This is a genomic window from Pseudomonas sp. GW822-FHT02G04, from assembly GCF_058802085.1.
On sequence record NZ_JBXANU010000020.1, the window covers coordinates 66,699 to 89,786 of the forward strand.

Consider the following 23,088-nt stretch of genomic DNA (forward strand, 5'->3'; position numbering starts at 1 on the left):
GCCTTTTCCGCCTGCCTTTCGGGGTAATTATGATCGTTACGCAACAACTACAAAGCATCATGCCAAACGCCCGCTCCCAAGCGGGCGTTTTCATTTCTGCCCTCAACGCCGCCATGTCTCACCGCAACATCAACACCCCGAAACGCATCGCCGCCTTCCTCGCACAAGTCGGTCACGAATCGGGGCAATTGCAGTACGTGCGTGAACTGGGCAGCACTCAATACCTGAGCAAATACGACATCGGCACCCTGGCCGTCCGTTTGGGCAACACTCCGGAACCCGATGGTGACGGTCAAAAATACCGTGGCCGAGGCCTGATCCAGATCACCGGGCGCAACAACTACCACCAATGCAGTCTCGGCCTGTTTGGCGATGAACGTTTGTTGGCGTTACCTGAATTGCTGGAGCAACCGCAATGGGCGGCCGAGTCCGCCGCCTGGTTTTGGGAGCAGAATGGCCTGAATGAATTGGCCGATCGCGACCAGTTCAACAGCATCACTCGCCGTATAAACGGCGGGCTGAACGGGTTGCAGGATCGCCTGGAAATCTGGGCGCGGGCGAGGGCGGTGCTATGCCAGTCTTCGGTCTGATCGGCTGGCGATTGATCGGTCTGCTGGTGCTGGCCGGTTGTTCGGCGGCGCTGGCCTGGCAGTTTCAGGATTGGCGCTACAGTCGGCAACTGGCGGAACAGGCCAGGCTGCACGCCGAGACCCTTAATCAACTGACTCTGGCCACCGTCACCGAGCAACAGGCCGAACAAAACAGGCGTCTGGCCCTGGAGCAGCGACTGTCGGCCAGTGAACAAACCCATTATCGAGCGCTTAGCGATGCCGAACGTGATCAAGGTCGCCTGCGCGATCGTCTTGCCACTGCTGATGTGCGCCTGTCAGTCCTCCTCGATGCCCATGACGCTGCCTCAACCTGTGCAGTGCCAGCCGCCTCCGGCGCCAGCAGCGTGGATCATGGCGCCCCGCGAGCCCGACTTGACCCGGCGCATGCTCAACGAATTATCGCCATCACCGACGCCGGCGACCGCGGGCTGATTGCCTTGCAGGCCTGTCAGGCCTATATCAGAGCCCTTGCTCGCTAACATTTTGATCGATCCTGAACCTTGCAAGTGCGATCCGCTCGTGTACGGTAGGCCTCATTCCGCTCGATCAGGAGAGAGCCGTGAAAGAGATCACTCATCTGGCCGATCTACTCGGCAAACGCTTGCAGTTTCTCAATGCCCACGTCACTGCCGCCGAATCCTGCACCGGCGGTGGGATCAGCGAGGCAATCACCCGCATTCCGGGGAGCTCGGCGTGGTTCGAGGCCGGTTATGTCACCTACTCAAACCGTCAGAAAACCCAGCAATTGAATGTCCCGGCCGAGTTGTTTTCAACCGTCGGGGCGGTCAGTCGCGAGGTGGTCGAGGCCATGGTCCGGGGCGCGCAGGAAAAAAGCCGGGCGCGTTTTGCCGTGGCGGTCAGCGGTGTGGCGGGGCCGGATGGCGGTTCGCCGAACAAGCCCGTGGGCACGGTGTGGCTGGCCTGGGGCGTCGGTGAGCAGGTGTTCAGCGAGGTCCAGCACTTTGCCGGTAACCGCGACGAGGTCCGCCGACAAACGGTGAAGGCCGCGCTAGAGGGGCTGCTGCGGCATACCGCTGGAGAAATCTCAAATCAGGGGTAGGCGATCCTGAAACGCTGTGGAATAATACTGGCTACTTATACAGGTGTTGGCCGTCAGGCCTTATTGATTACGTGAGGACTTTAATGGACGACAACAAGAAGAAAGCCTTGGCTGCGGCCCTGGGTCAGATCGAACGTCAATTCGGCAAGGGTGCCGTAATGCGTATGGGCGATCAGGACCGTCAGGCGATCCCGGCCATTTCCACTGGCTCTCTGGGTCTGGACATCGCGCTCGGCATTGGCGGTCTGCCAAAAGGCCGTATCGTTGAAATCTACGGTCCTGAATCCTCCGGTAAAACCACCCTGACACTGTCGGTGATCGCCCAGGCTCAAAAAGCCGGCGCGACTTGCGCATTCGTCGACGCCGAACACGCTCTCGACCCTGAGTACGCCGGCAAACTGGGTGTCAACGTCGACGACCTGCTGGTTTCCCAGCCGGACACCGGCGAGCAGGCCCTGGAAATTACCGACATGCTGGTGCGTTCCAACGCCGTTGACGTGATCATCGTCGACTCCGTGGCCGCTCTGGTGCCAAAGGCTGAAATCGAAGGCGAAATGGGCGACATGCACGTGGGCCTGCAAGCCCGTCTGATGTCCCAGGCGCTGCGTAAAATCACCGGTAACATCAAGAACGCCAACTGCCTGGTGATCTTCATCAACCAGATCCGCATGAAAATCGGCGTGATGTTCGGCAGCCCGGAAACCACCACCGGTGGTAACGCGCTGAAGTTCTACGCATCGGTTCGTCTGGACATCCGTCGTACTGGCGCGGTGAAAGAAGGTGATGAAGTCGTCGGTAGTGAAACCCGCGTCAAAGTCGTGAAGAACAAGGTGGCTTCGCCGTTCCGTCAGGCCGAGTTCCAGATTCTTTACGGCAAGGGCATCTACCTCAACGGTGAGATGATCGACCTGGGTGTGCTGCACGGTTTCGTCGAGAAGTCCGGTGCCTGGTATGCCTACAACGGCACCAAGATCGGTCAGGGCAAGGCCAACTCGGCCAAGTTCCTGGCAGACAATCCGGAAATCGCCGCGACCCTCGAGAAGCAGCTGCGCGACAAACTGCTGACCCCGTCACCGGACGTCAAGGCTTCGGCCGTCAGAGAGACCGAAGACGACCTGGCTGACGCTGATATCTGATCGATCCGATGACCGCCGTACTCGATACACTCGTCGCGGTGCGGCGAACCGCAATGGACCTGCTCGCGCGACGCGAGCACGGTCGAGTCGAGCTGACGCGCAAACTGCGTCAGCGCGGCGCCCTCCCTGAAATGATCGACACAGCACTCGACCGCTTGACGGAAGAGGGCTTGTTGTCCGAATCCCGTTATCTCGAAAGCTTCGTTTCCTACCGTGCCCGTTCCGGTTATGGTCCTTTGCGCATTCGCGAAGAGCTGAGCCAGCGTGGCCTGCAACGTACCGACATTGAGCTCGCCTTGCGCGAGAGTGGTATCGATTGGCAGGAACAACTGGAAGACACCTGGCGGCGCAAATTTTCCGGGCATTTACCGATAGACGCCCGGGAACGTGCCAAACAGGGCAGGTTCCTGAGTTATCGGGGATATTCCATGGAAATGATCAGCCGCTTGTTCAGCGGCCGAGGGATGGACGATTGACTGAAACGGCTCGCTATTTCGATAGCGGGCCGTTTTTTTGCATCACGTTACCTTGGACGGTTGCCGTGTGCGTTGTTGCGCCTGGGGTCTGGACTGGGCCCAGTTTTCCGGCAGGTTGATGTAATCCACCAATTCCCGCAGACGGCCATGATCTCGAGCGTTGAAGGTGAAGGACAATCGCGCCAGATGGCTGAACTGCGCTTCGTCGTGCTCCTCGCCACTGTAGGCATGCTGATGGAAGTGATCGCTCAGGCACAGGTCGGCGAATGCCTCCTGCATGTGTTCAAGCGCCTGGTCGCTGAGCTTGTGGTTCATGCGAATCACGAACTGATGCTTGAGCCAGCGGCTGGAGTGGAAGTTGCTGTAGAACTGGTTGATCTGCTCCACGGCATCTTCGACGCTGTAGACCAGGCTCAACAGCTTCATGTCGGTCGGCAGGATGTAGCGATTTTCCTCCAGTTGATGGTGAATGAAGTCCAGCGCGCCTTGCCAGAACGTGCCGCCTGGTGCATCCAGTAGCACCACGGGCACCAGCGGGCTTTTGCCGGTCTGGATCAGGGTCAGCACCTCCAGTGCTTCATCCAGCGTACCGAAACCGCCTGGGCACAGGACCAGCGCATCCGCTTCCTTGACGAAGAACAGCTTGCGGGTAAAGAAAAAGTGGAAGGGCAGCAGGTTGGCGGTGCCATTGACCGTGGGGTTGGCATGTTGCTCGAAGGGCAGGGTGATATTGAATCCCAGGCTGTGTTCCAGGCCGGCACCTTCATGGGCTGCCGCCATGATGCCGCCACCGGCACCGGTGATGACCATCATGTCCGAGCGCGCCAGGGCGGCGCCCAGTTCTCGGGCCTGAGCATACAGAGGGTGTTCTATCGGCGTGCGGGCCGAGCCGAAAACGGTAACTTTGCGTCGCCCCTTGAACTGCTCCAGCACACGGAAGGCATGCTCGAGTTCGCGCAGGGCTTGCAGGGTGATCTTGGCATTCCAGCGGTTGTGATCTTCCTGGGCCATGCGCAGCACGGTCAGGATCATGTCGCGGTAAATCGGGATGTTGGGGCTGTTGGGTGAAACCAGGTTGAGTTGTTCTTCGACCTTGCTGGTGAGGTCGTGGCCGCTTTCTTGAAAATGACGGCTCAGGAGGTCATTCGGTTGGTAAGGCATTCAACTTCTCCTTCTGCACAGAACCCTTGGCCCGACAAAACAATCGTCGGCGCCGCGACACCCCTTGTGTCGCTGTCTGCCCAAGCCCATGCCTGGGCGCTCTACCTGACTCGGTTGCAATCAAGTCATCCATACGGGCTCTGTTTATCCCTTGAATGAAAGAAACGTTCGCACAATAAGACACCGTAATGGGCAGCCCCTTTTCTGCCCTCGAAAAATCAACGTGAACACATTGAATTTAGACCCTCGCGACGATTTGCGCTGGCTCGATCATTGCGCCGCAAAGTCTTTCCTGGCAACCGCTTATTGACGATTTGCAACGTGCTTTCACCGCTCGTCTGAACGCAAGCCGCATGTCCTGCGCTCTGATTTACTAAGTTACAGGCGTGATACGACAACTTTGCGTCAATGGCTGGGCGCAACATTCAAGCAATTCAGGGATTTATCGCGTGATCAACGGCGATCAATGCATGCAGGGAGGCGGGAAACCATGCCCAGAGTGACTCTGGAGATCGATGCGCAACTGTATCGATTGCTGAAAGCTTCGGCCGAGACCCATCATTTGAGTCTCGAAGAGGAGTGTTGCCGACGTCTGGAGGGGGGAGAGCGACGTTCGCGTTACTTGCAGGCGCTGTTGGCAGAGCTGCGCGCCGAGGATGAACAGCGGCGCGCCAATGCCAGATAATTATTTCTTCTTCGCGGGAGTCGCTTTCGGGCAGTCCGATTCCTGGAAGCTTGCGGAGCCGACCGGGCGGTTGGTCTTCACCTCGGTGAAGTCGTAACGCATGATCGCGCCCTTGGCCATCAGCTTGCGGAACCCTTCGTTCCTGCATACGGAGGCGCCAAGCTGGAAGTACACCGCTTTTGGATCGGCGCGCATTTTTTCGGCGTGGCTACTTTGCACGCTCAAGTGGTTGATCAGCACTTTTCCTTCGGCAGTGTAGCCCTGATCAAGAATGTCTTCGTTGATCGCCCGTGGAGTGCCAACGCTGCTTTGTACAGCGACGTTTCGCAGCTCTCTGTTCAGATTCTGCTCACTCAAGGAAGCAGCCTGAGCGCTGAAGGACGACGCCAGCAAAACGGCAGCGGTGGGAACGATAAGGCGCAGCATGAAACTCTCCTGGTTCAGTGACTGGTGCTTCGACCCGTCACATGACTGTGCGTTCAGTGGCGGCGAATTATAGGGGAGGAGGCCCGGACGGTACAGGCTTGCGCCGAACCCTCTGGTAAACTGCCGGCACTTTTTGCCTTGCCGAGTGTTTTTTGTGTCGATTTTCCTTACCTGTCGGCGTTGCCTGCGATGAGTCAAACCCTTGCGCCCGTTTCGAAGAACGCCGTCGCCCGCTTGCGCGATGAACGCGAAGAGGCGGGCATCAAGCCGATTCAGGCCCGTGGCTGGCGGGCAACCCGTTGCCGTGCCTGCCGCGTGATCGAGAGCCACTGTCTGTGTGCCTGGCGCCCGCAGGTCGAAGCCCGCAGCGGCGTATGCCTGATCATGACCAATAAAGAAGTGTTCAAGCCGAGCAACACCGGTTGGCTGATCGCCGATGTGGTGCGCGACAATCATGCATTCATCTGGTCGCGCACCGAAGTCGATGAACAACTGCTGGCGCTGTTGGCCGACCCGCAATGGCAACCGTACCTGGTGTTTCCGGGCGAATACGTCGAGCCCGAGCGAGTTACCCACAGCGTCGCGGTAGATAGCACCAAGCGCCCGCTGTTCATTCTGCTGGACGCCACCTGGACCGAAGCCCGGAAGATTTTCCGAAAAAGCCCCTATTTTGATGGGTTGCCGATCCTGAGCCTGCTCCCCGAGAAGCTTTCACGCTACCGATTGCGCAGGTCCACGCGCAGCGAACACCTGTGTACGGCCGAAGTGGCCGCGCTGTGCCTGGATCTTGCCGGCGATACAGACGCTGCATCGGCACTGGACGCCTATTTTGATGTGTTCAGCCAGCATTACCTGGACGCTAAACATCAGCTGGATATGAATGTTGAAACACCGGCCCACGCCGAGCTGATGCCCTTCGTACAGCACGCGGCACCCGTTGTCGGCTGAACGTCGCCCATACTGCAAGGAACGAGACCCGTTGGCCGCACCATGCAACTTGACCACCCCGGCTTCGCTGGGCATGCTTGGCGCCGATTAGGGCGCGGCCACGGTTTGATACGCCGACGTGATTGGCGTTGAACGTGCCCTGTTGGTGCCGCTGCGTGGCGGCACCTCGAGTTGTTTTGGCGAGGCCTGAATGCATCGGGCGTCCCATGAAAAACAGGATCATTTGAAAAATGGCCACATACGAAATCCTGATTGCCGATGACCACCCTCTTTTTCGTAGTGCCTTGCATCAAGCATTGACCCTGGGCCTGGGCCCGGATGTCCGGCTGGTGGAAGTGGCGAGCATTGCCGAGCTGGAAAGCCGTCTGACCGAAAAGGCCGATTGGGACCTGGTGTTGCTGGACCTGAACATGCCAGGGGCTTACGGTTTTTCCGGGCTGGTGTTGTTGCGCGGTCAGTACCCGCAGATTCCGGTGGTGATGGTGTCGGCGCAGGAAGAAGCGTCGATAATGGTGAAGTCCCGTGAGTTCGGCGCCAGCGGTTTCATTCCCAAGTCCAGTGACCTGAGTGTCATTCAGAAAGCTGTGCGCGCGGTGCTCGATGGTGACGTTTTCTGGCCGCCCCAAGCCTTCGAAGCGGTCAGCGTTTCCGACGAAGCCAAGGCTGCCAGCGAAGGCCTTGCCAGCCTGACACCCCAGCAGTTCCGGGTGTTGACCATGGTCTGTGAGGGTTTGCTGAACAAGCAGATTGCTTACGAATTGAGCGTGTCCGAAGCGACGATCAAGGCCCACGTCACGGCGATTTTCCGTAAGCTGAATGTGCGGACCCGAACTCAGGCGGCGCTGCTCTTGCAACAACTTGAGTCAATTTCGAGCCACTAAGGTGTCACGTATTCACGCTTTTTTGACTTTGCTTAATCTAGCTTTCCCACTCCTTTTTGGTCAGTTGCTTACTCTATGTCACCTTTCAAAGGCCAGACCGGCCTAAAACGCATCCTCAACGCCTCCGGCTATTCCCTGGACGGCCTGCGCGCGGCCTTCACTGGCGAGGCGGCCTTCCGGCAACTGGTGTTGCTCAATGCCATCCTGATTCCGCTGTCGTTCTTCCTGAATGTCAGCCGTGTCGAGCAGGCGCTGCTGATTGCAGTCTGTCTGTTGGCGTTGATCGTCGAATTGCTCAACTCGGCGGTGGAAGCGGCCATCGACCGCATTTCCCTGGAGTTGCACCCACTGTCCAAGAACGCCAAGGACATGGGCAGCGCCGCTCAACTCGTGGCGTTGAGCATGATTGCGCTGGTGTGGGCGGTGATCCTGCTTTAAGCGATAGCCGGCAAAACGATCTCGTCGCTGCGCTGAACCCCGGCGGTGAAGGCGCGGCACAGTTCGAGGAATTCGCGCATCGCCGAGGTCTGGTATTTCTGTTTGTGCCAGATGAAATAGAACTGTCGCGCCAGGTCCAGATCCGGTGTCTCCACCGGCACCAGGCTGCCACGGCGGAACGCATCGCGCAGCGCCAGGCGTGAAATACAGCCAATCCCCAAACCCGATTCCACTGCGCGCTTGATCGCTTCGGTATGTTCCAGCTCCAGGCGTATGTTCAGCGCGCTGCGGTGGTGGCGCATGGCCTGATCGAACGTCAGCCGCGTGCCAGAGCCTTGTTCACGCAAGATCCACGCTTCATGACTCAGCTCCTCCATGGTGGCTGTACCGCGTTTGGCTAGCGGATGCCGGGGTGCACAGAACACCACCAGTTCATCTTCGACCCAGCTCTGCACTTCGATGTCTGGATGGCTGCAATCGCCTTCGATTAGACCCAGATCAATTTCATAGTGAGCCACCTGTTGCACGATGTTGGCAGTGTTCTGCACATGCAGTTTCACCTGGCTTTCCGGATGGCGCTGCATGAAGCTGCCGATCAGCAGGGTGGCCAGGTAATTGCCGATGGTCAGGGTCGCTCCGACCGCCAGGGAGCCGAAACCGGACTTGCCGTTGAGCAAGTCTTCGATTTCCTTGGCCTGATCGAGCAGGGCCACCGCTTGCGGCAACAGCTGTTTGCCGAGGGCGTTGAGGCTCAGCCGTTTACCGGCGCGATCGAACAGCTGACAGCTGCACTGGCGCTCCAGCTCGGTGATCGAGGTGCTCGCCGCCGATTGCGAGAGGTTGAGCAGGCCCGCAGCACGGGATACGCTTTCCTGCTGGGCGACGGCGACGAATACTTGAAGTTGACGGAGAGTAAATCGCATATCGATATAACCGATAACCCTTATCGTAATAATCCATTTAACAGATATTGTCGCTGCCATTAGAATGCGATGCAATTGTGCACATCATCGGCGCAGGCAAAATCTCCAGGAGTCCCACGTACATGAGCAACATGAACCACGAGCGTGTCCTCAGTGTTCATCACTGGAACGACACTCTGTTCAGCTTCAAGTGCACCCGCGATCCGGGCCTGCGCTTCGAGAACGGTCAGTTCGTGATGATCGGCCTGCAACAGCCCAACGGCCGGCCGCTCATGCGCGCTTACTCGATTGCCAGCCCGAACTGGGAAGAGCATCTCGAGTTCTTCAGCATTAAAGTGCCTGATGGCCCGCTGACTTCCCAGTTGCAGCATCTGAAGGAAGGCGACGAGATCATCATCAGCAAGAAGCCTACCGGCACCCTGGTGCTGGATGACTTGAAGCCTGGCAAGCATTTGTACCTGCTCAGCACCGGTACCGGTCTGGCGCCGTTCATGAGCGTCATCCAGGACCCGGAAACCTACGAGCGTTTCGAAAAGGTGATCCTGTGCCACGGCGTGCGTTACGTCAACGAAGTCGCTTACCGCGAATTCATCACCGAGCACCTGCCGCAGAACGAGTTCTTCGGCGAGGCCCTGCGTGACAAGTTGATCTACTACCCGACCGTGACCCGCGAGCCGTTCGAAAACGAAGGCCGCCTGACCGACCTGATGCGCAGCGGCAAGCTGTTCAGCGACATCGGTCTGCCGCCGATCAACCCGCAGGACGACCGCGCCATGCTGTGCGGCAGCCCGAGCATGCTCGACGAGACCAGCGAAGTGTTGAACAGCTTCGGCCTGAAAGTTTCGCCGCGGATGCGCGAGCCGGGTGATTACCTGATCGAGCGTGCGTTCGTCGAGAAGTAAGAACACCGCATCACTGAAAAGCCCGCGTTGCCTCAAGGCAACGCGGGCTTTTTTATGCTGGACACAATCGCCTACGAATTGGATACGGGAATGACTTCGAGAACGCGGATAAGCCCAGGTTCGGGGTAATGCCAGCGCACATCCAGATCCCAGAACTGCGCGCCGTATTCACGCTCAGGCGCAGGAATCTGGTACGCCGGGCGTGGGTCTTGTGCCAGGCATTGCTCGATCAGCTCGACCAGAGGCTCGCCAAGCCGCTGAGCGTGGCCGTGGGCCTGTTGCAGGGCTGAGTCCGTCCACTGCACGGGAATCAGCAGCGGCGGGGCGCTGGCGATGTTGTTGGACGCCGTGTCGATGATATCGGCATAGGGCACATAGGGTTTGATATCGAGAACTGGCGTGCCGTCCAGCAAGTCGATGCCGGAAATCCACAGCCGATTGGCTTCGACCTTGTCCAGTTTGACCACCGACTGGCCGATGCCATTGGGGCGATGCGTCGCGCGGGTGGCGAATACGCCCATGGATTTGTTACCGCCCAGGCGCGGAGGGCGGACTTTGAGGCGTGGCTTTTCTTCCAGCGCTTGATGGAACAGGAACAACAGCCACACATGGCTGACCTGCTCCAGCCCCTGCACCGCATCACCCTGATCGAACGGCGCCACCAGCTCCAGTACGCCCCGAGCGGCCGGGGCCAGTTGCGGTTGACGCGGAATGGCGAACTTCTCCTTGAAACAGGAGCGCACGAAGCCGATGGGGGAAACACTGTAGGTCATGGTCTGGGGTCAAAGCGATTTGAGGGTGAGCATGATAACCCACCCAAAGATCATTCCCACGCTCTGCGTGGGAATGCCTCAATGGACGCTCTGCGTCCGCTCTTGGGACGCGGAGCGTCCCCGATGATCGTTCCCACGCAGAGCGTGGGAACGATCATCGGGAAGAGTTCAGAGACTAAACCCGCCATCCAAAGGAATGACATTCCCGGTCATATACGCCCCGGCCGTACTCGCCAGGCTAATCGCCAGCGCCGCCATTTCTTCCTCCCGGCCCCAGCGCTTCATCGGAATCAACGCCGTGTCCTCGGCCAGCGCCTGCTCATCGTTGCCAATGTGCTGAGTCATCTTGCTCGGGAAGCGTCCCGGTGCAATCACGTTGACGTTGATGTGCTGGCTCACCAGCTCCCGCGCCAGAATCCGCGACAGTTGGTGCAGGGCGGCTTTGCTCGGGCCGTAGGCATACGCCTGTTCGCCGAAGGACGAGATCCCGGCCACCGAGCCGATGTTGATGATTCGCGCCGGATTCGCCGCCGAACCGGCCTTGCGCAGCAGCGGCAGAAATTGCTGGATGCAGTTGAACACCGAGGTCACGTTGAGCTGCATGACCTTTTCCCAGCCCTTGACCGGGTAACTCTCCAGCGGCGCACCCCAGGTGGTACCGGCGTTGTTCACCAGGATATCCAGCTGACCGATCTGTTCGCTCAATTGCGCAGCCAGTTGCTGAACGCCTTCTTCATGAGCCAGGTTGGCGGCCACGGCGTGGCAAATCCCGAAGGCACTCAGCTCAGCGGCGGTTTGCTGGCAGGCTTCGGCATCCCGGGCGCACACGTACACGGTGGCGCCGGCCTCGACATAAGCCTTGGCGATCATTTTGCCGATACCGCGGGTGCCGCCGGTCACCAGAGCGGTGCGGCCTTGCAGAGAGAAGTAGGGATGCATGGCGAGTCCTGAGAGCTGAGGGTCGATATACCCTAGTCTTCAGCCGCCGGAAGCGGAGCCACTATTTTTGCGCGGAATGGGGGGCTATACAGTCTTGAACTGCCACCGTCCCTGTAGGAGCACAGCTTGCTGGCGAAGGCGTTTTGAAGATCGCCTTCGCGGGCAAGCCTCGCTCCTACAGGGACCGTGGCGTTCGTGGGCGATTTACTGCGGGCGCACGCGCAGGGTCAGGCCCTTGAGGAAGTTGCGCAGCAATTGATCGCCGCACGGGCGGTAGTTGGTGTGGCCGAATTTGCGGAACAGCGCACTCAGCTCAGGCTTGGACACCGGGAACTCGGCGGCCTTGAGGATGGCGTGCATGTCGTCTTCCTTCAGTTCGAAGGCGACGCGCAATTTCTTCAGGATGATGTTGTTGGTCACCGGCACTTCGATCGGCTGCGGCGGACGGCTTTCGTCCTTGCCACGCTTGAAGATCACCAGGCCGTCGAGGAAGTGCGCCATGACTTCGTCCGGGCACCGTACGAAACCTTCCTCGTCTTCTTCTTTCTTGTCGAGGTACGTCACCAGGTCTTCCAGAGTGACGTCCATGCCGCCGAGCTTGATGATCTCGATGACTTTCTTGTCGCTGATGTCGAGCATGTAGCGCACGCTGCGCAGTACGTCGTTATGAATCATGTGTGCAGTCCTGATATTTCGCTGTGGGGGCCGCATGAAGCTGCGGCGCCGAAATGTATGGCGGCGGGAAAAGCCTTAGAACTTCTCTTTGCCGGACAGGTAGCGCCATTGCCCCAAGGGCACTTTGCCGATGGATACGCCGCCGATGCGGATGCGGCGGATGGCGACGACCTTGAGGCCGACGGCCTGGCAGAACAGGGCAATCACGCCCGGTTGTGGGTTCTTCATGGCAAAGCGCAGACGGTTTTCGTTCTGCCAGCTGGCCTTGACCGGCGGCAGTTCCTTGCCCTTGTACGTCAGGCCGTGGTTCAGGCGGTTGAGGCCGTGAGCCACCATGTCGCCTTCGACCTCGACCACATATTCCTGCTCGATCTTGCTGGCATCGGCGGTGAGTTTGCGCAGAATCTTCCAGTCCTGGGTGAACACCAGCAGACCGCTGGCGTTGGCCTGCAGGTCGGCGCTGGCGGTCAGGCGCAGGAAGTGGCCCTTGAGCGGACGTTTGCCGTAGCGGTGTTCTTCGCTCAGGGTCGCGGCGCTGAGGGTCGCCATGGCGCTGTCCGCGTCCATGCCCGCCGGGACGTTCATCAGGATGGTCACCGGCTCCGGCGCAGTGGCCTTGGCTTCAGGATCGAGTTCGACTTTCTGGGTGTCGACCTTGAACTGCGGCTCGTCGATGACTTCACCGTCGACGGTGACCCAGCCGCCCTCGATGAACAGCTCAGCCTCCCGACGGGAGCAGCCGACGAGTTCGATGAGGCGTTTGGAGAGACGAATCGGGTCAGTCATGACAGGGCCGTAACAAAAAAGGGGTGGGCATTGTACCTGCCTGGCGCCGGTTAATCGCGAGTCCATTTGCCTCATGTGTTTTTAATGCGTTGTGTCAGCCATGCTGTGAACGTTGCTGGCGCAAACGCATGTGCAGCAACGGATAGGGCTGGCCCATGCCGTCGTGCTCCGAACGACCAATCACCTCGAAGCCCTGCTTGAAGTAAAACCCCAGGGCCTGCGGGTTCTGTTCGTTGACGTCCAGCTCATCGGCGTTCAGGTGTTCCAGGGCGTAGCGCAGCAATTGCTTGCCCAGGCCTTGGCCGCGGTGATCCGGGTCGATGAAGAGCATTTCGATCTTGCCCGCCGCCACGCCGGCGAACCCGGTAATGCGCTGGCGCGAGTCTTTGGTGCAGATCAGCATGACGGCGTCGAGGTAGCGGGTCAGCACCAGGTTCTTCAGCAGGTCGATGTAGCTGTCGGGCAGAAAGTCATGGGTAGCGCGCACCGAGGCTTCCCACACTTGGGTGAGCTCTTCGTAGTCGCTCTGTTTCGGTGTGTAAATGACCGAATGTTGGCGCATGGCCGCTTGCTCCTTCTGTTAAGAGCCGTTCCCGTAAGGCTGCGAGTTTTTTCTCCCACAAAACGATAGACGTAAAAAAGCCCCGCATCTCGTCAAGAGAGCGGGGCTTTTCGTATTTTTTGCGTTTAGATCTGTTCAGCCCACAGGTCGTATTCGTCGGCGTCGGTGACTTTGCACCAGACCTTGTCGCCCGGCTTCAGGTTGCTGCCGTTGTCGATGAACACGTTGCCGTCGATTTCCGGGGCATCGAAGAAGCAACGGCCGACCGCGCCTTGCTCGTCGACTTCGTCCACCAGCACTTCGATCTCGCGGCCGATACGCATTTGCAGGCGTGCCGAGCTGATGGCCTGCTGGTGCGCCATGAAACGCTCCCAACGGTCTTGCTTGACCTCATCCGGAACGATCTCCAGGTCCAGATCGTTGGCCGGTGCGCCTTCAACCGGCGAGTACTGGAAGCAGCCGACGCGGTCCAGCTGGGCTTCGGTCAGCCAGTTCAGCAGGTACTGGAAGTCTTCTTCGGTTTCGCCGGGGAAGCCGACGATGAAGGTCGAACGGATGATCAGGTCCGGGCAGATCTCGCGCCAGTTCTTGATCCGCGCCAGGGTCTTGTCTTCGAAGGCCGGGCGTTTCATCGCTTTGAGGACTTTCGGGCTGGCGTGCTGGAACGGGATGTCCAGGTACGGCAGGATTTTCCCGGCGGCCATCAGCGGGATCAACTCGTCGACGTGTGGGTACGGGTAAACGTAGTGCAGACGAACCCAGACGCCGAGGGTGCTCAGGGCTTCGCAGAGTTCGGTCATGCGGGTTTTCACCGGCGCGCCGTTCCAGAAACCGGTGCGGTATTTCACGTCGACGCCATAGGCGCTGGTGTCCTGGGAAATCACCAACAGCTCTTTGACGCCGGACTTGACCAGGCGCTGGGCCTCGTCGAGCACGTCACCGACCGGGCGGCTGACCAGTTTGCCACGCATCGAGGGGATGATGCAGAAGCTGCAGCTGTGGTTGCAGCCTTCGGAAATCTTCAGGTAGGCGTAGTGGCGCGGGGTCAGTTTGATCCCTTGCGGTGGCACCAGGTCGATCAGCGGGTTGTGATCCTGACGCGGCGGCACGACGTCGTGCACGGCGTTGACCACTTGCTCGTACTGCTGCGGACCGGTCACGGCCAGCACACTCGGGTGCACGTTGCGGATATTGCCTTCTTCGACGCCCATGCAGCCGGTCACGATGACCTTGCCGTTTTCCTTGATGGCTTCGCCGATCACTTCCAGAGACTCAGCCTTGGCCGAGTCGATGAAGCCGCAGGTGTTGACCACCACGACGTCGGCGTCCTGATAAGTGGACACTACGTCATAGCCTTCCATGCGCAGCTGGGTAAGGATGCGCTCGGAGTCGACCAGTGCTTTCGGGCAACCCAGGGATACGAAGCCAACCTTTGGATTGGCCGGCGCAGGAGTGGTGGACATGTCTAACCTCGGTATTTGTGACGCCTCCAGCCGATGACGGCAAGGCGACAGACGGGCGCTATGTTGCACCCTCTGGTCAAAAAGTGCGCAATTCTAACGATGGGCGGCGCACTTGACCAGCTTTATGCAGGGAAATACGACGAGTGCTGCGCTATGCTTCGCGCCGTTACGCTTTACCGATTTTTTACAGTCAATAAAACGTCTGTAACAACAAGTAAAACAGTGCATGCTGCACGACAAAAGCATAGTGCTTCTTCGAAGAAGCCCGGGTCTGAGTAGTAGGAGTGATGGATGGGGCAGGCAAGTAGTCAGGCGCTAGCCGGTGGGCATTCGGCGGCGAAGCCGATCAGCATGCTGGTCGCGGCGGTCGGAGTGGTTTATGGCGACATCGGCACGAGCCCGTTGTACACCCTCAAAGAAGTGTTTTCCGGTGGCTATGGCGTGCCCGTCAACCATGACGGCGTGCTGGGCATTCTGGCGCTGATCTTCTGGTCGCTGATCTGGGTCGTCTCGATCAAATACATGATGTTCGTACTGCGCGCCGACAACCAGGGCGAAGGCGGGATCATGGCCTTGACCGCGCTGGCGCGACGAGCAGCGGGAGGGCATGCAAAATTGCGCACGCTGCTGGTGGTCTGCGGGCTGATCGGCGCGGCGCTGTTCTATGGCGATAGCATGATCACCCCGGCGATTTCCGTACTGTCGGCGATTGAAGGGCTGGGGCTGGCCTTCGAAGGCATCGACCATTGGGTGGTGCCGCTGTCGTTGATCGTGCTGGTGGCGTTGTTCCTGATTCAGAGCCACGGTACAGCGCGGATCGGCATTCTGTTCGGGCCGATCATGGTCACCTGGTTTCTGGTACTCGGCGCGTTGGGCGTGTATGGCATCAGCCAGCATCCGGAAGTGTTGCAGGCGATAAACCCGATGTGGGGCGTACGCTTCTTCATGGACCACCCGGGCATGGGCGTCACGATTCTTGGTGCCGTGGTGCTGGCGTTGACCGGTGCCGAGGCGCTGTACGCCGACATGGGCCACTTCGGTCGCAAGCCGATCGCTCGGGCCTGGTTCATTCTGGTGCTGCCCGCGCTGGTGCTGAACTACTTCGGCCAGGGCGCTTTGCTGCTCGGTGATCCGGAAGCCGCCCGCAACCCGTTCTATCTGCTGGCGCCAAGCTGGGCGTTGATTCCGTTGGTGGGGTTGTCGACCATGGCCACGGTGATTGCCTCGCAAGCGGTGATCTCCGGCGCGTTCTCTCTGACTCGCCAGGCGATCCAGCTCGGCTACATTCCGCGCATGCAGATTCAGCACACCTCCAGTGCCGAACAAGGCCAGATTTACATCGGCGCGGTGAACTGGTCGCTGATGGTCGGCGTGATCCTGCTGGTACTGGGCTTCGAGTCCTCCGGCGCCCTGGCCTCGGCTTACGGCGTGGCAGTGACCGGGACCATGCTGATGACCACGATTCTGGTGTCGGCAGTAATGCTGCTGCTGTGGAAATGGCCACCGGTCCTTGCGGTCCCGGTGTTGCTCGGTTTCCTGTTCGTGGACGGTTTGTACTTCGCCGCCAACGTGCCAAAAATCGTCCAGGGCGGTGCGTTCCCGGTGATCGCCGGTATCGTGTTGTTCGTCCTGATGACCACCTGGAAACGTGGCAAGCAGTTGCTGGTGGATCGCCTGGACGAAGGCGGGCTGCCGCTGCCGATTTTCATCAGCAGTATCCGCGTGCAACCGCCGCATCGAGTCCAGGGCACCGCAGTGTTCCTTACCGCTCGCCCGGATGCCGTGCCCCACGCGCTGTTGCATAACCTGCTGCATAACCAGGTGCTGCACGAGCAAGTGGTGTTGCTGACAGTGGTGTACGAAGATATCCCGCGCGTCCCGCCGCAACGACGTTTCGAGGTCGACTCCTACGGCGAAGGCTTCTTCCGGGTAATCCTGCACTTCGGTTTCACCGACGAGCCGGACGTGCCGCAAGCGCTGAAACTATGTCATCTCGATGACCTGGATTTCAGCCCGATGCGCACCACTTACTTCCTCAGCCGCGAGACAGTCATCGCCTCCAAACTCGAAGGCATGGCCCGCTGGCGCGAGGCGTTGTTCGCCTTCATGCTCAAGAACGCCAACGGCAACCTGCGCTTCTTCAATTTGCCGCTGAACCGGGTGATTGAGCTGGGTACCCAGGTCGAGATGTAAGCCCCATGAAAAAGCCCCCGTTGCCGTGAAGGTAGCGGGGGCTTTTTCGTCTCTGTGCCTTTACTTGCTTTCAGGCCGCTCTTCTTCAGATTCGGTCTTTGTTCGGGCAGGCTGCGGGGTCAGCACCTTCACCACATCATCAATCACGGCCTTACTCATCGCCGTCAAATAATGCGCGGCCCAAGCGTGGCGGTCGGTGTCTTTTGCGTAGGCGGCATCCTCGGTAAATGATTTGACGAGGAACAGCAGGTCGGAGGCTTGTGACAATGCATCAACGATGGGAACGCCGGCGCGGACGCTGAATAACGCCTGATCCGAGCAGTAGATGAGTGGGGTGAAGCCGATGGTTTTTAGTTCTGAAATCGCGGACGTATCTGTTTTCGTCATTGTCTTACTCCAAGGTTCGAGGAGCCGACACTTTCGTTTCCAAGCGAATAGGTGGCGGCTGTACGCAGGTTGGAAAACCGGGAACCAAGGAACCGGCACACCCGAAGGCGTCCCACGCACAGCCGCCATAACTCAGGATTGCAGTTATAAAAACGTCTGCAGTCATGATTGGGCGCTGGTGCGCTTTGGTTCGACGGGTTTCCAAGCCCGATCGCTGAATGGTCAGCGACGTCCGAAGAGTATCCTGTCGAAGAAAAACGCAACAAGGCGGCAAAGTGCCCAAAAAGCGAGATTCGGAGTTTGCCTACAAGGTCTGCGGGCGTCATCCGATATTTGCGACACCTTGAGTAAACGAAACTAAACGTGACGAGCGATTTTACAAGTCGCTGAATTTTTGCGTTGTTGCAGCAGACAAATGAAACCGGAGTTGTCACTACCCCACCTGTTCGAGAATTGGCAGACGATCCGCTGGTTTCCCAGTGCAAACTGACAAATATCGAAAGCACTTGACGGTTCGATATTTTCAATGAGGCAAGTGTCCACGTTTTATGGAATGTGGACACTCGGAGTTTCTAGCTTCATGAAGAGTCAAGGCATTTTGCTTTTGTTCAAAATGGCCAGCCTGCACGCCCAGGAAGAAAATCTTTTTGGACAGATGGAATCTGAGTCGAATTCGAACAAGGTTGAGGAACTGTTGAAGTCCCGGCTGATAAATCGAATGACGGCTGGTGGCGCTTCATGTTTGTATATCTAGTCCTGAAATAGGTTTACACCTGTTTCACCCAACGCCCGATGCACCGCATCGGGCGTTTTGTATTTGGGAGAGGTGCGGGCGCTCCTGGTTGTAGAACAAGAAACGACTGCTGCGCAGCCGCACGGGGGCAAGCCCCCTCACTAACCCTGTAGGAGCGAGGCTTGCCCGCGAAGGCGGTATGCCAGCCGCAGAATATCTATCGGATGTGCCGGCCTCTTCGCGGGCAAGCCTCGCTCCTACAGGGAATGTTTTGAATTAAAGACATGTAAAAAAGCCCCCGCAACCTTAAGGTTACGGGGGCTTTTTTGTGTTCGGCAACTCCGATCACTCCTGAGCCGCCGTCTCCTTCGCTTGACGCTTCTCGATAGCATCCACCAGCCGCTGGGCCAGTTTCGGGTAGTTCTCGTCGAAGTGATGGCCGCCAGGCAGTTTCATCGCTTCGCCCACGGCGGTCTTGTCGGTGCAGCCGCTCTCGTCGACTTCTTCCTCGCCGTAGATACACACCACTTTTGCCGGTGGGAGCTTGGCCATTTCCGGGCCGGTGGCGGCTTCTTTGCCGGCGTTGCCGAGCCAGCCTTCGACTTCGATCTCGAAGCTGCCGGTGCGGGCGAAGGCGAGCAGGATGATTGCGTCGACCCGCTGTTGTTCCGCTTCCGGCAGGCGGTTGTAGATGGCGGGCAGTACGTCGGCGCCGAACGAGTAGCCGGTCAGGATGAAGCGTTTGGTGCCCCATTTCTGCCGGTAGTGCTGCATCAGTTCGGTCAGGTCCAGAGCGCTTTGTTCCGGGCTCTTGTGCTGCCAGTAGTAGCGCAGGGTGTCGATGCCGACCACCGGGTAGCCGATCTTGGCCATCTCGCCGGCCACGTCGCGGTCCAGGTCGCGCCAGCCACCGTCGCCGGAGAGGAACAGGGTGACGGTGTCCTTGGCCTGACCGGCCGGCACTTCGACCACTGGGATCTGCAGGCCGCCGGCGGCTTTATCGCCACCGACGAGGGTTTTGCGCAGTTCGTTGTTCAGCACTTGCGGCAGGTTGATGTCGTAATCGCTGATGCTGGTTTCGGCGTTGGGCTGGTCACGCACGAAGCCGGCGCTGGTGTCGTCCGGGTTGTCGTTCCAGGCCACCAGCCAGTGACCGTGGGCAGCACTTTTTGGCAGCAGGTGGGTGCAGCCGGGTTTTTCCAGGGCCAGGTCAACCGAAATGGCCTGGGCCTTGTCGTCCTTCTGCTCGGCCAGCCAGCGCCACGCCAGCACCGCGCCAGGGCCGATGCCGCTGACCAGGGTTGCCGGGCCTTTGAGTTCTCTGAGGCCTGCTTGCAGGGCACGACTTTGCTGGATGCAGTCCTTGGGCAGGATCACCTGGACGATCTGCGCCGAGCCGCTGCGGCTCAGGGTCATCAATTGTTTGTCGCTGAGCTTCTGCTCTTCATTGACCGCCACCAGCACCTGGGCGCGCGGCGTGGTGCCGGGGATGACGCGGGTCATCGCGGCGCCATCGGCCGGCGTCAGCAGTTCGAGGGTCGGTTCGGGTGCCGGGCGTTTCAGGTACCAGTAACCGCCACCGACAATCAGGGCCAGCACTACCAGTGTGGCCAGTACGTACCGCAGGGAGCGTTGAATCATCAGCGTTTCACCAATCCAGTCAAGCCGCCCGCAATCAGGGCAGCAGTGTCGGCCAGGGCCACCAGCGGATCGAGTCCGGCAGGCACGGCCATATAACGGGGTTCCCAGTCAGGCTGGAACTTGTCTTTGAAGCGGCGCAAACCTTGAAAGTTGTACAGCTGCTCACCACGGCGGAACACCATCGAGCCCAGGCGCTGGGTCAGTGGTGCGCCGCGCCGGGGTTGCAACCCCGACAACGGCACCATGCCCAGGCTGAACCGCGCGTATCCATGATTTTTATAATGTTGAATCAGGCCGACCATCATGAATTCCATGGTCAGCTTCGGGGCGTCGGGGTGCGCGCGCATCAGGTCGAGACTGGCCAGTTCATGGCCGTAGGTCTCGAGCAAGTTGGCGAACGCCACCGGGCGCCCTTCGAAACGAATCACCGCGACACGGAAGTGCTTGAGGTAGTCATCACTGAAACGTCCGAGCGAGAAGCCTTTCTCGCGCACATTCTTGCCGGTCAGCCAGGCATCGGAAATCACCTTGAGCTCGTCCATCGGCGCTTGCCCCGGCTCATGGATCTCCAGCGACAGGCCATCACGGGTGCCACGGTTCCAGGTGTAGCGCAGATCCTTCATCTCTTTGCCTTTGGCTTCGAGATCGAAACGCTTGAGGTCGACCCGGGCTTCTTCGCCGAGCTTGATCGCGGTCAGGCCGATGTCCATGTAGTACGGCAGGTTCTCGGCACGTACTTGATAAAACACAGGGCGGGCGTGATGGATATCGCACAGGTCGCGGAACTGCCAGATCATTTCCGCCCGTTGCTGGGTCGGGCCGATCGGGTCATACAGCGCCACCAGGCTGCGGCCACGGCGGGCGTACATCAGGAACGCCTCGTCGTTGGGATGAAACAGCAGCGCCTTGTCACCGGTCAGGGCCAGGCCGCCATCCGGTTGGGAGGAGGCCATGAGGATATTAGCCGCGCGCTCCAGTTCATCGGAGGTTGGCAGGTGGATTATCGGACGCGCGGTGCGCAGCAGCCACGTCAGGGACACCACCACCAAAAGCACCGCGGCACCCAGCAACGAACGCAAGCCTCGCGGGGCATCGGCGTCGAGGGTGAACTGCCACCAGAGCTGATGGCTGTACGGAACGTCCTGATAGGCGAACAGCAGCAACCAGATTGATGCGCCGAGTACGCAAAGACTCGACACCAGATACAGCGGCGAAAACGGCAGCTCGGTCAGGCGGCTGGGGCGGTAGAACGAACGCCGGAAAACCCCCAGCAAACTTGCTGTCAGGGTCATCAGGCTGGCTTCTTCCCAATCGAAGCCTTTGAGCAGAGAGAGCACGGCGCCGACCAACAACAGAATGGTGGTCAGCATCCACGCGGCCGACAGGCGGCGACGCAAGCCCTGGGCCAGCAGCAGGCAGAGAACCCCCACCAGGCTGGCGCCGAAGTGCGAGGCGTCGACCAGTCGATGCGGGATCAGAAAACCGATGTGTTCAAGGCGCGTATCGATCTCGGGTGTCACGCCGGAGAACAGCAGCACCACGCCGGACAGGAACACCAGCACCGCCAGAATCGGCGCGGCCAGGCCTGAGGCGGCGCGTAGCGTCTGGCGTGTCTGAAACAGGCGCTGGCCTTCATTGATCAGCAGCAGTACGCAAGCCACCAGCAGCGGCAATATCACATAGATCAGGCGGTAGAGCAGTAGGGCGGCGGCCAGAGGCGCGGCACCGAGCTTGTCGGCGAAGGCCGCCAGCAAAATCGCTTCGAATACCCCGACACCGCCGGGTACATGGCTGAGCACACCAGCGGCCAGGGCCAGTAGATAGACCAGCAGGAACGCACCGAAGGGCGGCGCTTCCGGCAGCAACAGATAGAGCACTGTCGCGGCGGCGGCCACGTCCAGGGCGGTGATGACCAGTTGCAGGAAGGTCAGGCGGCGGCCCGGCAGGCGCAAGGTGCGGCGGCCGACCTTGACCAGCAGGTTGTCCGGGTAAGGCTGTTCCGGCAAGCGACGGCGGTAGATGCCGAGCGCCAGTACCGTGGCGAGTAGCAGCACGGCCACTGCAATCGCACCCAGCAACGTCTCGGAGAAACCCAGGGCCAGCGAGGCGGCGGGCAGGTTGCTGAGGGTGGCGAGGGCGGCCAAGGGCGGGAGGGCACAGCCGAGCGAGAGGCTGGCAAACAGCGTCATGTGCGCGACTTCCGAAGCCCCCACGCCGTGCCGTGCATATAAACGGTAGCGAACCGAGCCTCCCGACAGCAGCGACAGACCGATGGCATTGCCGATGGCGAAAGCAGTGAAGCCCCCCAGTGCCACGATTCGCGGCGCCAGCGTCACGCCGGCATAACGGCTGGCCGACCATTCGTAACCCAGCAGAATGATGAAGCCGACGACGGTCGCGCCCAGCGCTCCCAGCAAGGCCGGTCTCGGTACTTCCAGGATCGAGTCGTGCAGCGCGTACAGATCGAGTTCGCTCAGCAGATGACGACAGGCAATCAGCGCGATGGCGAACAACAGCAAAGTGACCGCCAGACCGATGGGTTGACGGTATTTGCTGATTCGATCCAGCAAGCGCAGACGCTCGGCTTTGATCGGTTGTGTCGCTGTGACGGTGTCTTGTGGATCAGACGAGTTGGCGCGCATCAATCACCTCTTGGATTGTGCGCGACAGGATGGGGGTATCCAGCCAAGTTACCAATCCCTGCAGAAAAAAATAATCACAAATATTAACGCGTCTCACCGGGTATCGGCGATGGCGCATCACCAGTCGTCGAGGGTTCCCCTTGCGGTTCAGCCTAAGTCTGAACTCACAGTCTGGCGACCCCGAACGGCACACTGCACAGTGACAGATCATTGTTGCGAAAGGACTTTTTCAACAGATACAAAAAAGGCCACTCTTTCGAGCAGCCTTTTTTGATGTTTGGTTGCGGGAGCCGGATTTGAACCGACGACCTTCGGGTTATGAGCCCGACGAGCTACCAGACTGCTCCATCCCGCGTCTGTGTGGCGGCATTCTACAGGCGAACGCCGGAGTGTCAACCGTTAATCCAAGTATGGATCAAATAAACCAGAATCAGCGGCGAACGGTCGCCGAGGAACGCTAAGTTTCGGAATCAGAAGGATTTCTCGTTTCTGCTCGGTAAAGCATGAAACGCTGATTTTTTATAAAACAGGCGCGCACAAAAAAAGCCACTCTTTCGAGTAGCCTTTTTCGATGTTTGGTTGCGGGAGCCGGATTTGAACCGACGACCTTCGGGTTATGAGCCCGACGAGCTACCAGACTGCTCCAT

Annotated in this window: 23 protein-coding genes, 1 tRNA gene and 1 pseudogene; 12 read left to right on the forward strand and 13 right to left on the reverse strand. The window is 59.4% G+C overall.

The genetic code is table 11. The annotated features are described in order from the left end of the window. The first annotated feature begins 29 nt into the window (after window positions 1–29). The 5 genes from AC1RO5_RS22185 to recX all read left to right on the forward strand — a co-directional run bounded on the left by AC1RO5_RS22185 (window position 30) and on the right by recX (window position 3,283). Window positions 30–590, forward strand: coding sequence for a glycoside hydrolase family 19 protein (locus AC1RO5_RS22185; protein ID WP_493177655.1), 561 nt, complete (start codon window positions 30–32; stop codon window positions 588–590). Continuing rightward, the gene (locus AC1RO5_RS22190) at window positions 572–1,090 is read left to right on the forward strand and encodes a lysis system i-spanin subunit Rz (RefSeq protein WP_493177657.1); all 519 of its coding nucleotides are present in this window, start codon (window positions 572–574) and stop codon (window positions 1,088–1,090) included. Before AC1RO5_RS22185 ends, AC1RO5_RS22190 begins: the two co-directional genes overlap by 19 nt. An 80-nt stretch (window positions 1,091–1,170) precedes the next feature. After that, the gene (locus AC1RO5_RS22195; RefSeq protein ID WP_493177658.1) at window positions 1,171–1,671 is read left to right on the forward strand and encodes a CinA family protein; all 501 of its coding nucleotides are present in this window, start codon (window positions 1,171–1,173) and stop codon (window positions 1,669–1,671) included. A gap of 83 nt (window positions 1,672–1,754) precedes the next feature. Next, window positions 1,755–2,807, forward strand: a complete 1,053-nt coding sequence (gene recA / locus AC1RO5_RS22200) for a recombinase RecA (RefSeq protein WP_493177659.1) — start codon at window positions 1,755–1,757, stop codon at window positions 2,805–2,807. 8 nt (window positions 2,808–2,815) lie between these two features. Then, complete coding sequence (gene recX / locus AC1RO5_RS22205; RefSeq protein WP_007940560.1) at window positions 2,816–3,283, forward strand: recombination regulator RecX; 468 nt, start codon at window positions 2,816–2,818, stop codon at window positions 3,281–3,283. Window positions 3,284–3,325: 42 nt separating this feature from the next. Here recX and AC1RO5_RS22210 read toward each other — a convergent pair whose 3' ends face one another. Beyond that, window positions 3,326–4,444 carry an LOG family protein gene (locus AC1RO5_RS22210; RefSeq protein ID WP_493177660.1) on the reverse strand — a complete coding sequence of 373 codons (1,119 nt, stop codon included), beginning with the start codon at window positions 4,442–4,444 and terminating at the stop codon, window positions 3,326–3,328. A 490-nt stretch (window positions 4,445–4,934) separates the two neighbouring features. On the opposite strand from AC1RO5_RS22210, the gene AC1RO5_RS22215 reads away from it, so the two are divergent. Further along, window positions 4,935–5,129 carry a hypothetical protein gene (locus AC1RO5_RS22215; RefSeq protein ID WP_018926957.1) on the forward strand — a complete coding sequence of 65 codons (195 nt, stop codon included), beginning with the start codon at window positions 4,935–4,937 and terminating at the stop codon, window positions 5,127–5,129. On the opposite strand, the gene AC1RO5_RS22220 is transcribed toward AC1RO5_RS22215, so the two are convergent. Continuing rightward, window positions 5,130–5,555 carry a PA3611 family quorum-sensing-regulated virulence factor gene (locus tag AC1RO5_RS22220; protein WP_007940563.1) on the reverse strand — a complete coding sequence of 142 codons (426 nt, stop codon included), beginning with the start codon at window positions 5,553–5,555 and terminating at the stop codon, window positions 5,130–5,132. Between the two features lie 189 nt (window positions 5,556–5,744). On the opposite strand from AC1RO5_RS22220, the gene AC1RO5_RS22225 reads away from it, so the two are divergent. The 3 genes from AC1RO5_RS22225 to AC1RO5_RS22235 all read left to right on the forward strand — a co-directional run bounded on the left by AC1RO5_RS22225 (window position 5,745) and on the right by AC1RO5_RS22235 (window position 7,822). Continuing rightward, window positions 5,745–6,503, forward strand: a complete 759-nt coding sequence (locus tag AC1RO5_RS22225) for a tRNA-uridine aminocarboxypropyltransferase (protein ID WP_493177662.1) — start codon at window positions 5,745–5,747, stop codon at window positions 6,501–6,503. Window positions 6,504–6,733: 230 nt separating this feature from the next. Further along, window positions 6,734–7,384, forward strand: coding sequence for a response regulator transcription factor ErdR (erdR, locus tag AC1RO5_RS22230; protein ID WP_018926954.1), 651 nt, complete (start codon window positions 6,734–6,736; stop codon window positions 7,382–7,384). A gap of 75 nt (window positions 7,385–7,459) precedes the next feature. After that, window positions 7,460–7,822: a diacylglycerol kinase gene (locus AC1RO5_RS22235; protein WP_019580981.1), complete on the forward strand. Its 363-nt coding sequence runs from the start codon at window positions 7,460–7,462 to the stop codon at window positions 7,820–7,822. Here the strand turns inward: AC1RO5_RS22235 and AC1RO5_RS22240 are convergent. Continuing rightward, entirely contained in the window at window positions 7,819–8,745 is a 927-nt protein-coding gene (locus AC1RO5_RS22240; RefSeq protein WP_007940567.1) for a LysR family transcriptional regulator, read from the reverse strand. The genes AC1RO5_RS22235 and AC1RO5_RS22240 overlap by 4 nt on opposite strands. A 122-nt stretch (window positions 8,746–8,867) precedes the next feature. On the opposite strand from AC1RO5_RS22240, the gene fpr reads away from it, so the two are divergent. After that, window positions 8,868–9,647 carry a ferredoxin-NADP reductase gene (fpr, locus tag AC1RO5_RS22245; protein WP_003443014.1) on the forward strand — a complete coding sequence of 260 codons (780 nt, stop codon included), beginning with the start codon at window positions 8,868–8,870 and terminating at the stop codon, window positions 9,645–9,647. A 71-nt stretch (window positions 9,648–9,718) separates the two neighbouring features. Here the strand turns inward: fpr and tsaA are convergent, their stop codons facing one another. From tsaA to rimO, 6 genes are all read right to left on the reverse strand, one after another. Then, complete coding sequence (gene tsaA, locus AC1RO5_RS22250; protein ID WP_493177664.1) at window positions 9,719–10,420, reverse strand: tRNA (N6-threonylcarbamoyladenosine(37)-N6)-methyltransferase TrmO; 702 nt, start codon at window positions 10,418–10,420, stop codon at window positions 9,719–9,721. A 168-nt stretch (window positions 10,421–10,588) separates the two neighbouring features. After that, on the reverse strand, window positions 10,589–11,359 hold the full coding sequence (locus AC1RO5_RS22255; RefSeq protein WP_493177666.1) for an SDR family oxidoreductase: 771 nt from the start codon (window positions 11,357–11,359) through the stop codon (window positions 10,589–10,591). 204 nt (window positions 11,360–11,563) lie between these two features. Then, window positions 11,564–12,034, reverse strand: a complete 471-nt coding sequence (locus AC1RO5_RS22260; protein ID WP_018926949.1) for a YehS family protein — start codon at window positions 12,032–12,034, stop codon at window positions 11,564–11,566. Between the two features lie 75 nt (window positions 12,035–12,109). Beyond that, window positions 12,110–12,820, reverse strand: coding sequence for an rRNA pseudouridine synthase (locus tag AC1RO5_RS22265; RefSeq protein WP_019580978.1), 711 nt, complete (start codon window positions 12,818–12,820; stop codon window positions 12,110–12,112). 94 nt (window positions 12,821–12,914) lie between these two features. Further along, window positions 12,915–13,382 carry an acetyltransferase gene (locus AC1RO5_RS22270; protein ID WP_493177667.1) on the reverse strand — a complete coding sequence of 156 codons (468 nt, stop codon included), beginning with the start codon at window positions 13,380–13,382 and terminating at the stop codon, window positions 12,915–12,917. A gap of 125 nt (window positions 13,383–13,507) precedes the next feature. Continuing rightward, window positions 13,508–14,845, reverse strand: coding sequence for a 30S ribosomal protein S12 methylthiotransferase RimO (rimO, locus tag AC1RO5_RS22275; protein ID WP_258671020.1), 1,338 nt, complete (start codon window positions 14,843–14,845; stop codon window positions 13,508–13,510). A gap of 291 nt (window positions 14,846–15,136) precedes the next feature. Here rimO and AC1RO5_RS22280 point away from each other — a divergent pair, with 291 nt between their 5' ends. Further along, on the forward strand, window positions 15,137–17,038 hold the full coding sequence (locus AC1RO5_RS22280) for a potassium transporter Kup (RefSeq protein WP_493177669.1): 1,902 nt from the start codon (window positions 15,137–15,139) through the stop codon (window positions 17,036–17,038). A 60-nt stretch (window positions 17,039–17,098) separates the two neighbouring features. Here the strand turns inward: AC1RO5_RS22280 and AC1RO5_RS22285 are convergent, their stop codons facing one another. Beyond that, window positions 17,099–17,425, reverse strand: a complete 327-nt coding sequence (locus AC1RO5_RS22285; protein WP_493177671.1) for a DUF3077 domain-containing protein — start codon at window positions 17,423–17,425, stop codon at window positions 17,099–17,101. A gap of 580 nt (window positions 17,426–18,005) precedes the next feature. Between AC1RO5_RS22285 and AC1RO5_RS22290 the strand changes: the two are divergent. Then, window positions 18,006–18,158: pseudogene (locus tag AC1RO5_RS22290) on the forward strand (MarR family transcriptional regulator); the annotation flags it as partial. A 345-nt stretch (window positions 18,159–18,503) separates the two neighbouring features. Here AC1RO5_RS22290 and AC1RO5_RS22295 read toward each other — a convergent pair. From AC1RO5_RS22295 to AC1RO5_RS22305, 3 genes are all read right to left on the reverse strand, one after another. Then, window positions 18,504–19,799 (reverse strand): virulence factor family protein, encoded by a 1,296-nt coding sequence (locus AC1RO5_RS22295; RefSeq protein ID WP_493177673.1) that lies wholly within the window; start codon window positions 19,797–19,799, stop codon window positions 18,504–18,506. Next, window positions 19,799–22,441: a bifunctional lysylphosphatidylglycerol flippase/synthetase MprF gene (mprF, locus tag AC1RO5_RS22300; RefSeq protein ID WP_493177675.1), complete on the reverse strand. Its 2,643-nt coding sequence runs from the start codon at window positions 22,439–22,441 to the stop codon at window positions 19,799–19,801. Before mprF ends, AC1RO5_RS22295 begins: the two co-directional genes overlap by 1 nt. A 278-nt stretch (window positions 22,442–22,719) precedes the next feature. Further along, a tRNA-Met gene (locus AC1RO5_RS22305) sits at window positions 22,720–22,796 on the reverse strand. Between the last annotated feature and the right edge of the window lie 292 nt (window positions 22,797–23,088).

What these genes read in the sequence shown, in the direction of transcription:
- AC1RO5_RS22185 (WP_493177655.1), top strand. Translation starts at nt 30, where the DNA reads ATGATCGTTACGCAACAACTACAAAGCATCATGCCAAACGCCCGCTCC.
- AC1RO5_RS22190 (WP_493177657.1), top strand. Translation starts at nt 572, where the DNA reads ATGCCAGTCTTCGGTCTGATCGGCTGGCGATTGATCGGTCTGCTGGTG.
- recA (WP_493177659.1), top strand. Translation starts at nt 1,755, where the DNA reads ATGGACGACAACAAGAAGAAAGCCTTGGCTGCGGCCCTGGGTCAGATC.
- recX (WP_007940560.1), top strand. Translation starts at nt 2,816, where the DNA reads ATGACCGCCGTACTCGATACACTCGTCGCGGTGCGGCGAACCGCAATG.
- AC1RO5_RS22210 (WP_493177660.1), bottom strand. Translation starts at nt 4,444, where the DNA reads ATGCCTTACCAACCGAATGACCTCCTGAGCCGTCATTTTCAAGAAAGC.
- AC1RO5_RS22215 (WP_018926957.1), top strand. Translation starts at nt 4,935, where the DNA reads ATGCCCAGAGTGACTCTGGAGATCGATGCGCAACTGTATCGATTGCTG.
- AC1RO5_RS22220 (WP_007940563.1), bottom strand. Translation starts at nt 5,555, where the DNA reads ATGCTGCGCCTTATCGTTCCCACCGCTGCCGTTTTGCTGGCGTCGTCC.
- AC1RO5_RS22225 (WP_493177662.1), top strand. Translation starts at nt 5,745, where the DNA reads ATGAGTCAAACCCTTGCGCCCGTTTCGAAGAACGCCGTCGCCCGCTTG.
- erdR (WP_018926954.1), top strand. Translation starts at nt 6,734, where the DNA reads ATGGCCACATACGAAATCCTGATTGCCGATGACCACCCTCTTTTTCGT.
- AC1RO5_RS22235 (WP_019580981.1), top strand. Translation starts at nt 7,460, where the DNA reads ATGTCACCTTTCAAAGGCCAGACCGGCCTAAAACGCATCCTCAACGCC.
- AC1RO5_RS22240 (WP_007940567.1), bottom strand. Translation starts at nt 8,745, where the DNA reads ATGCGATTTACTCTCCGTCAACTTCAAGTATTCGTCGCCGTCGCCCAG.
- fpr (WP_003443014.1), top strand. Translation starts at nt 8,868, where the DNA reads ATGAGCAACATGAACCACGAGCGTGTCCTCAGTGTTCATCACTGGAAC.
- tsaA (WP_493177664.1), bottom strand. Translation starts at nt 10,420, where the DNA reads ATGACCTACAGTGTTTCCCCCATCGGCTTCGTGCGCTCCTGTTTCAAG.
- AC1RO5_RS22255 (WP_493177666.1), bottom strand. Translation starts at nt 11,359, where the DNA reads ATGCATCCCTACTTCTCTCTGCAAGGCCGCACCGCTCTGGTGACCGGC.
- AC1RO5_RS22260 (WP_018926949.1), bottom strand. Translation starts at nt 12,034, where the DNA reads ATGATTCATAACGACGTACTGCGCAGCGTGCGCTACATGCTCGACATC.
- AC1RO5_RS22265 (WP_019580978.1), bottom strand. Translation starts at nt 12,820, where the DNA reads ATGACTGACCCGATTCGTCTCTCCAAACGCCTCATCGAACTCGTCGGC.
- AC1RO5_RS22270 (WP_493177667.1), bottom strand. Translation starts at nt 13,382, where the DNA reads ATGCGCCAACATTCGGTCATTTACACACCGAAACAGAGCGACTACGAA.
- rimO (WP_258671020.1), bottom strand. Translation starts at nt 14,845, where the DNA reads ATGTCCACCACTCCTGCGCCGGCCAATCCAAAGGTTGGCTTCGTATCC.
- AC1RO5_RS22280 (WP_493177669.1), top strand. Translation starts at nt 15,137, where the DNA reads ATGGGGCAGGCAAGTAGTCAGGCGCTAGCCGGTGGGCATTCGGCGGCG.
- AC1RO5_RS22285 (WP_493177671.1), bottom strand. Translation starts at nt 17,425, where the DNA reads ATGACGAAAACAGATACGTCCGCGATTTCAGAACTAAAAACCATCGGC.
- AC1RO5_RS22295 (WP_493177673.1), bottom strand. Translation starts at nt 19,799, where the DNA reads ATGATTCAACGCTCCCTGCGGTACGTACTGGCCACACTGGTAGTGCTG.
- mprF (WP_493177675.1), bottom strand. Translation starts at nt 22,441, where the DNA reads ATGCGCGCCAACTCGTCTGATCCACAAGACACCGTCACAGCGACACAA.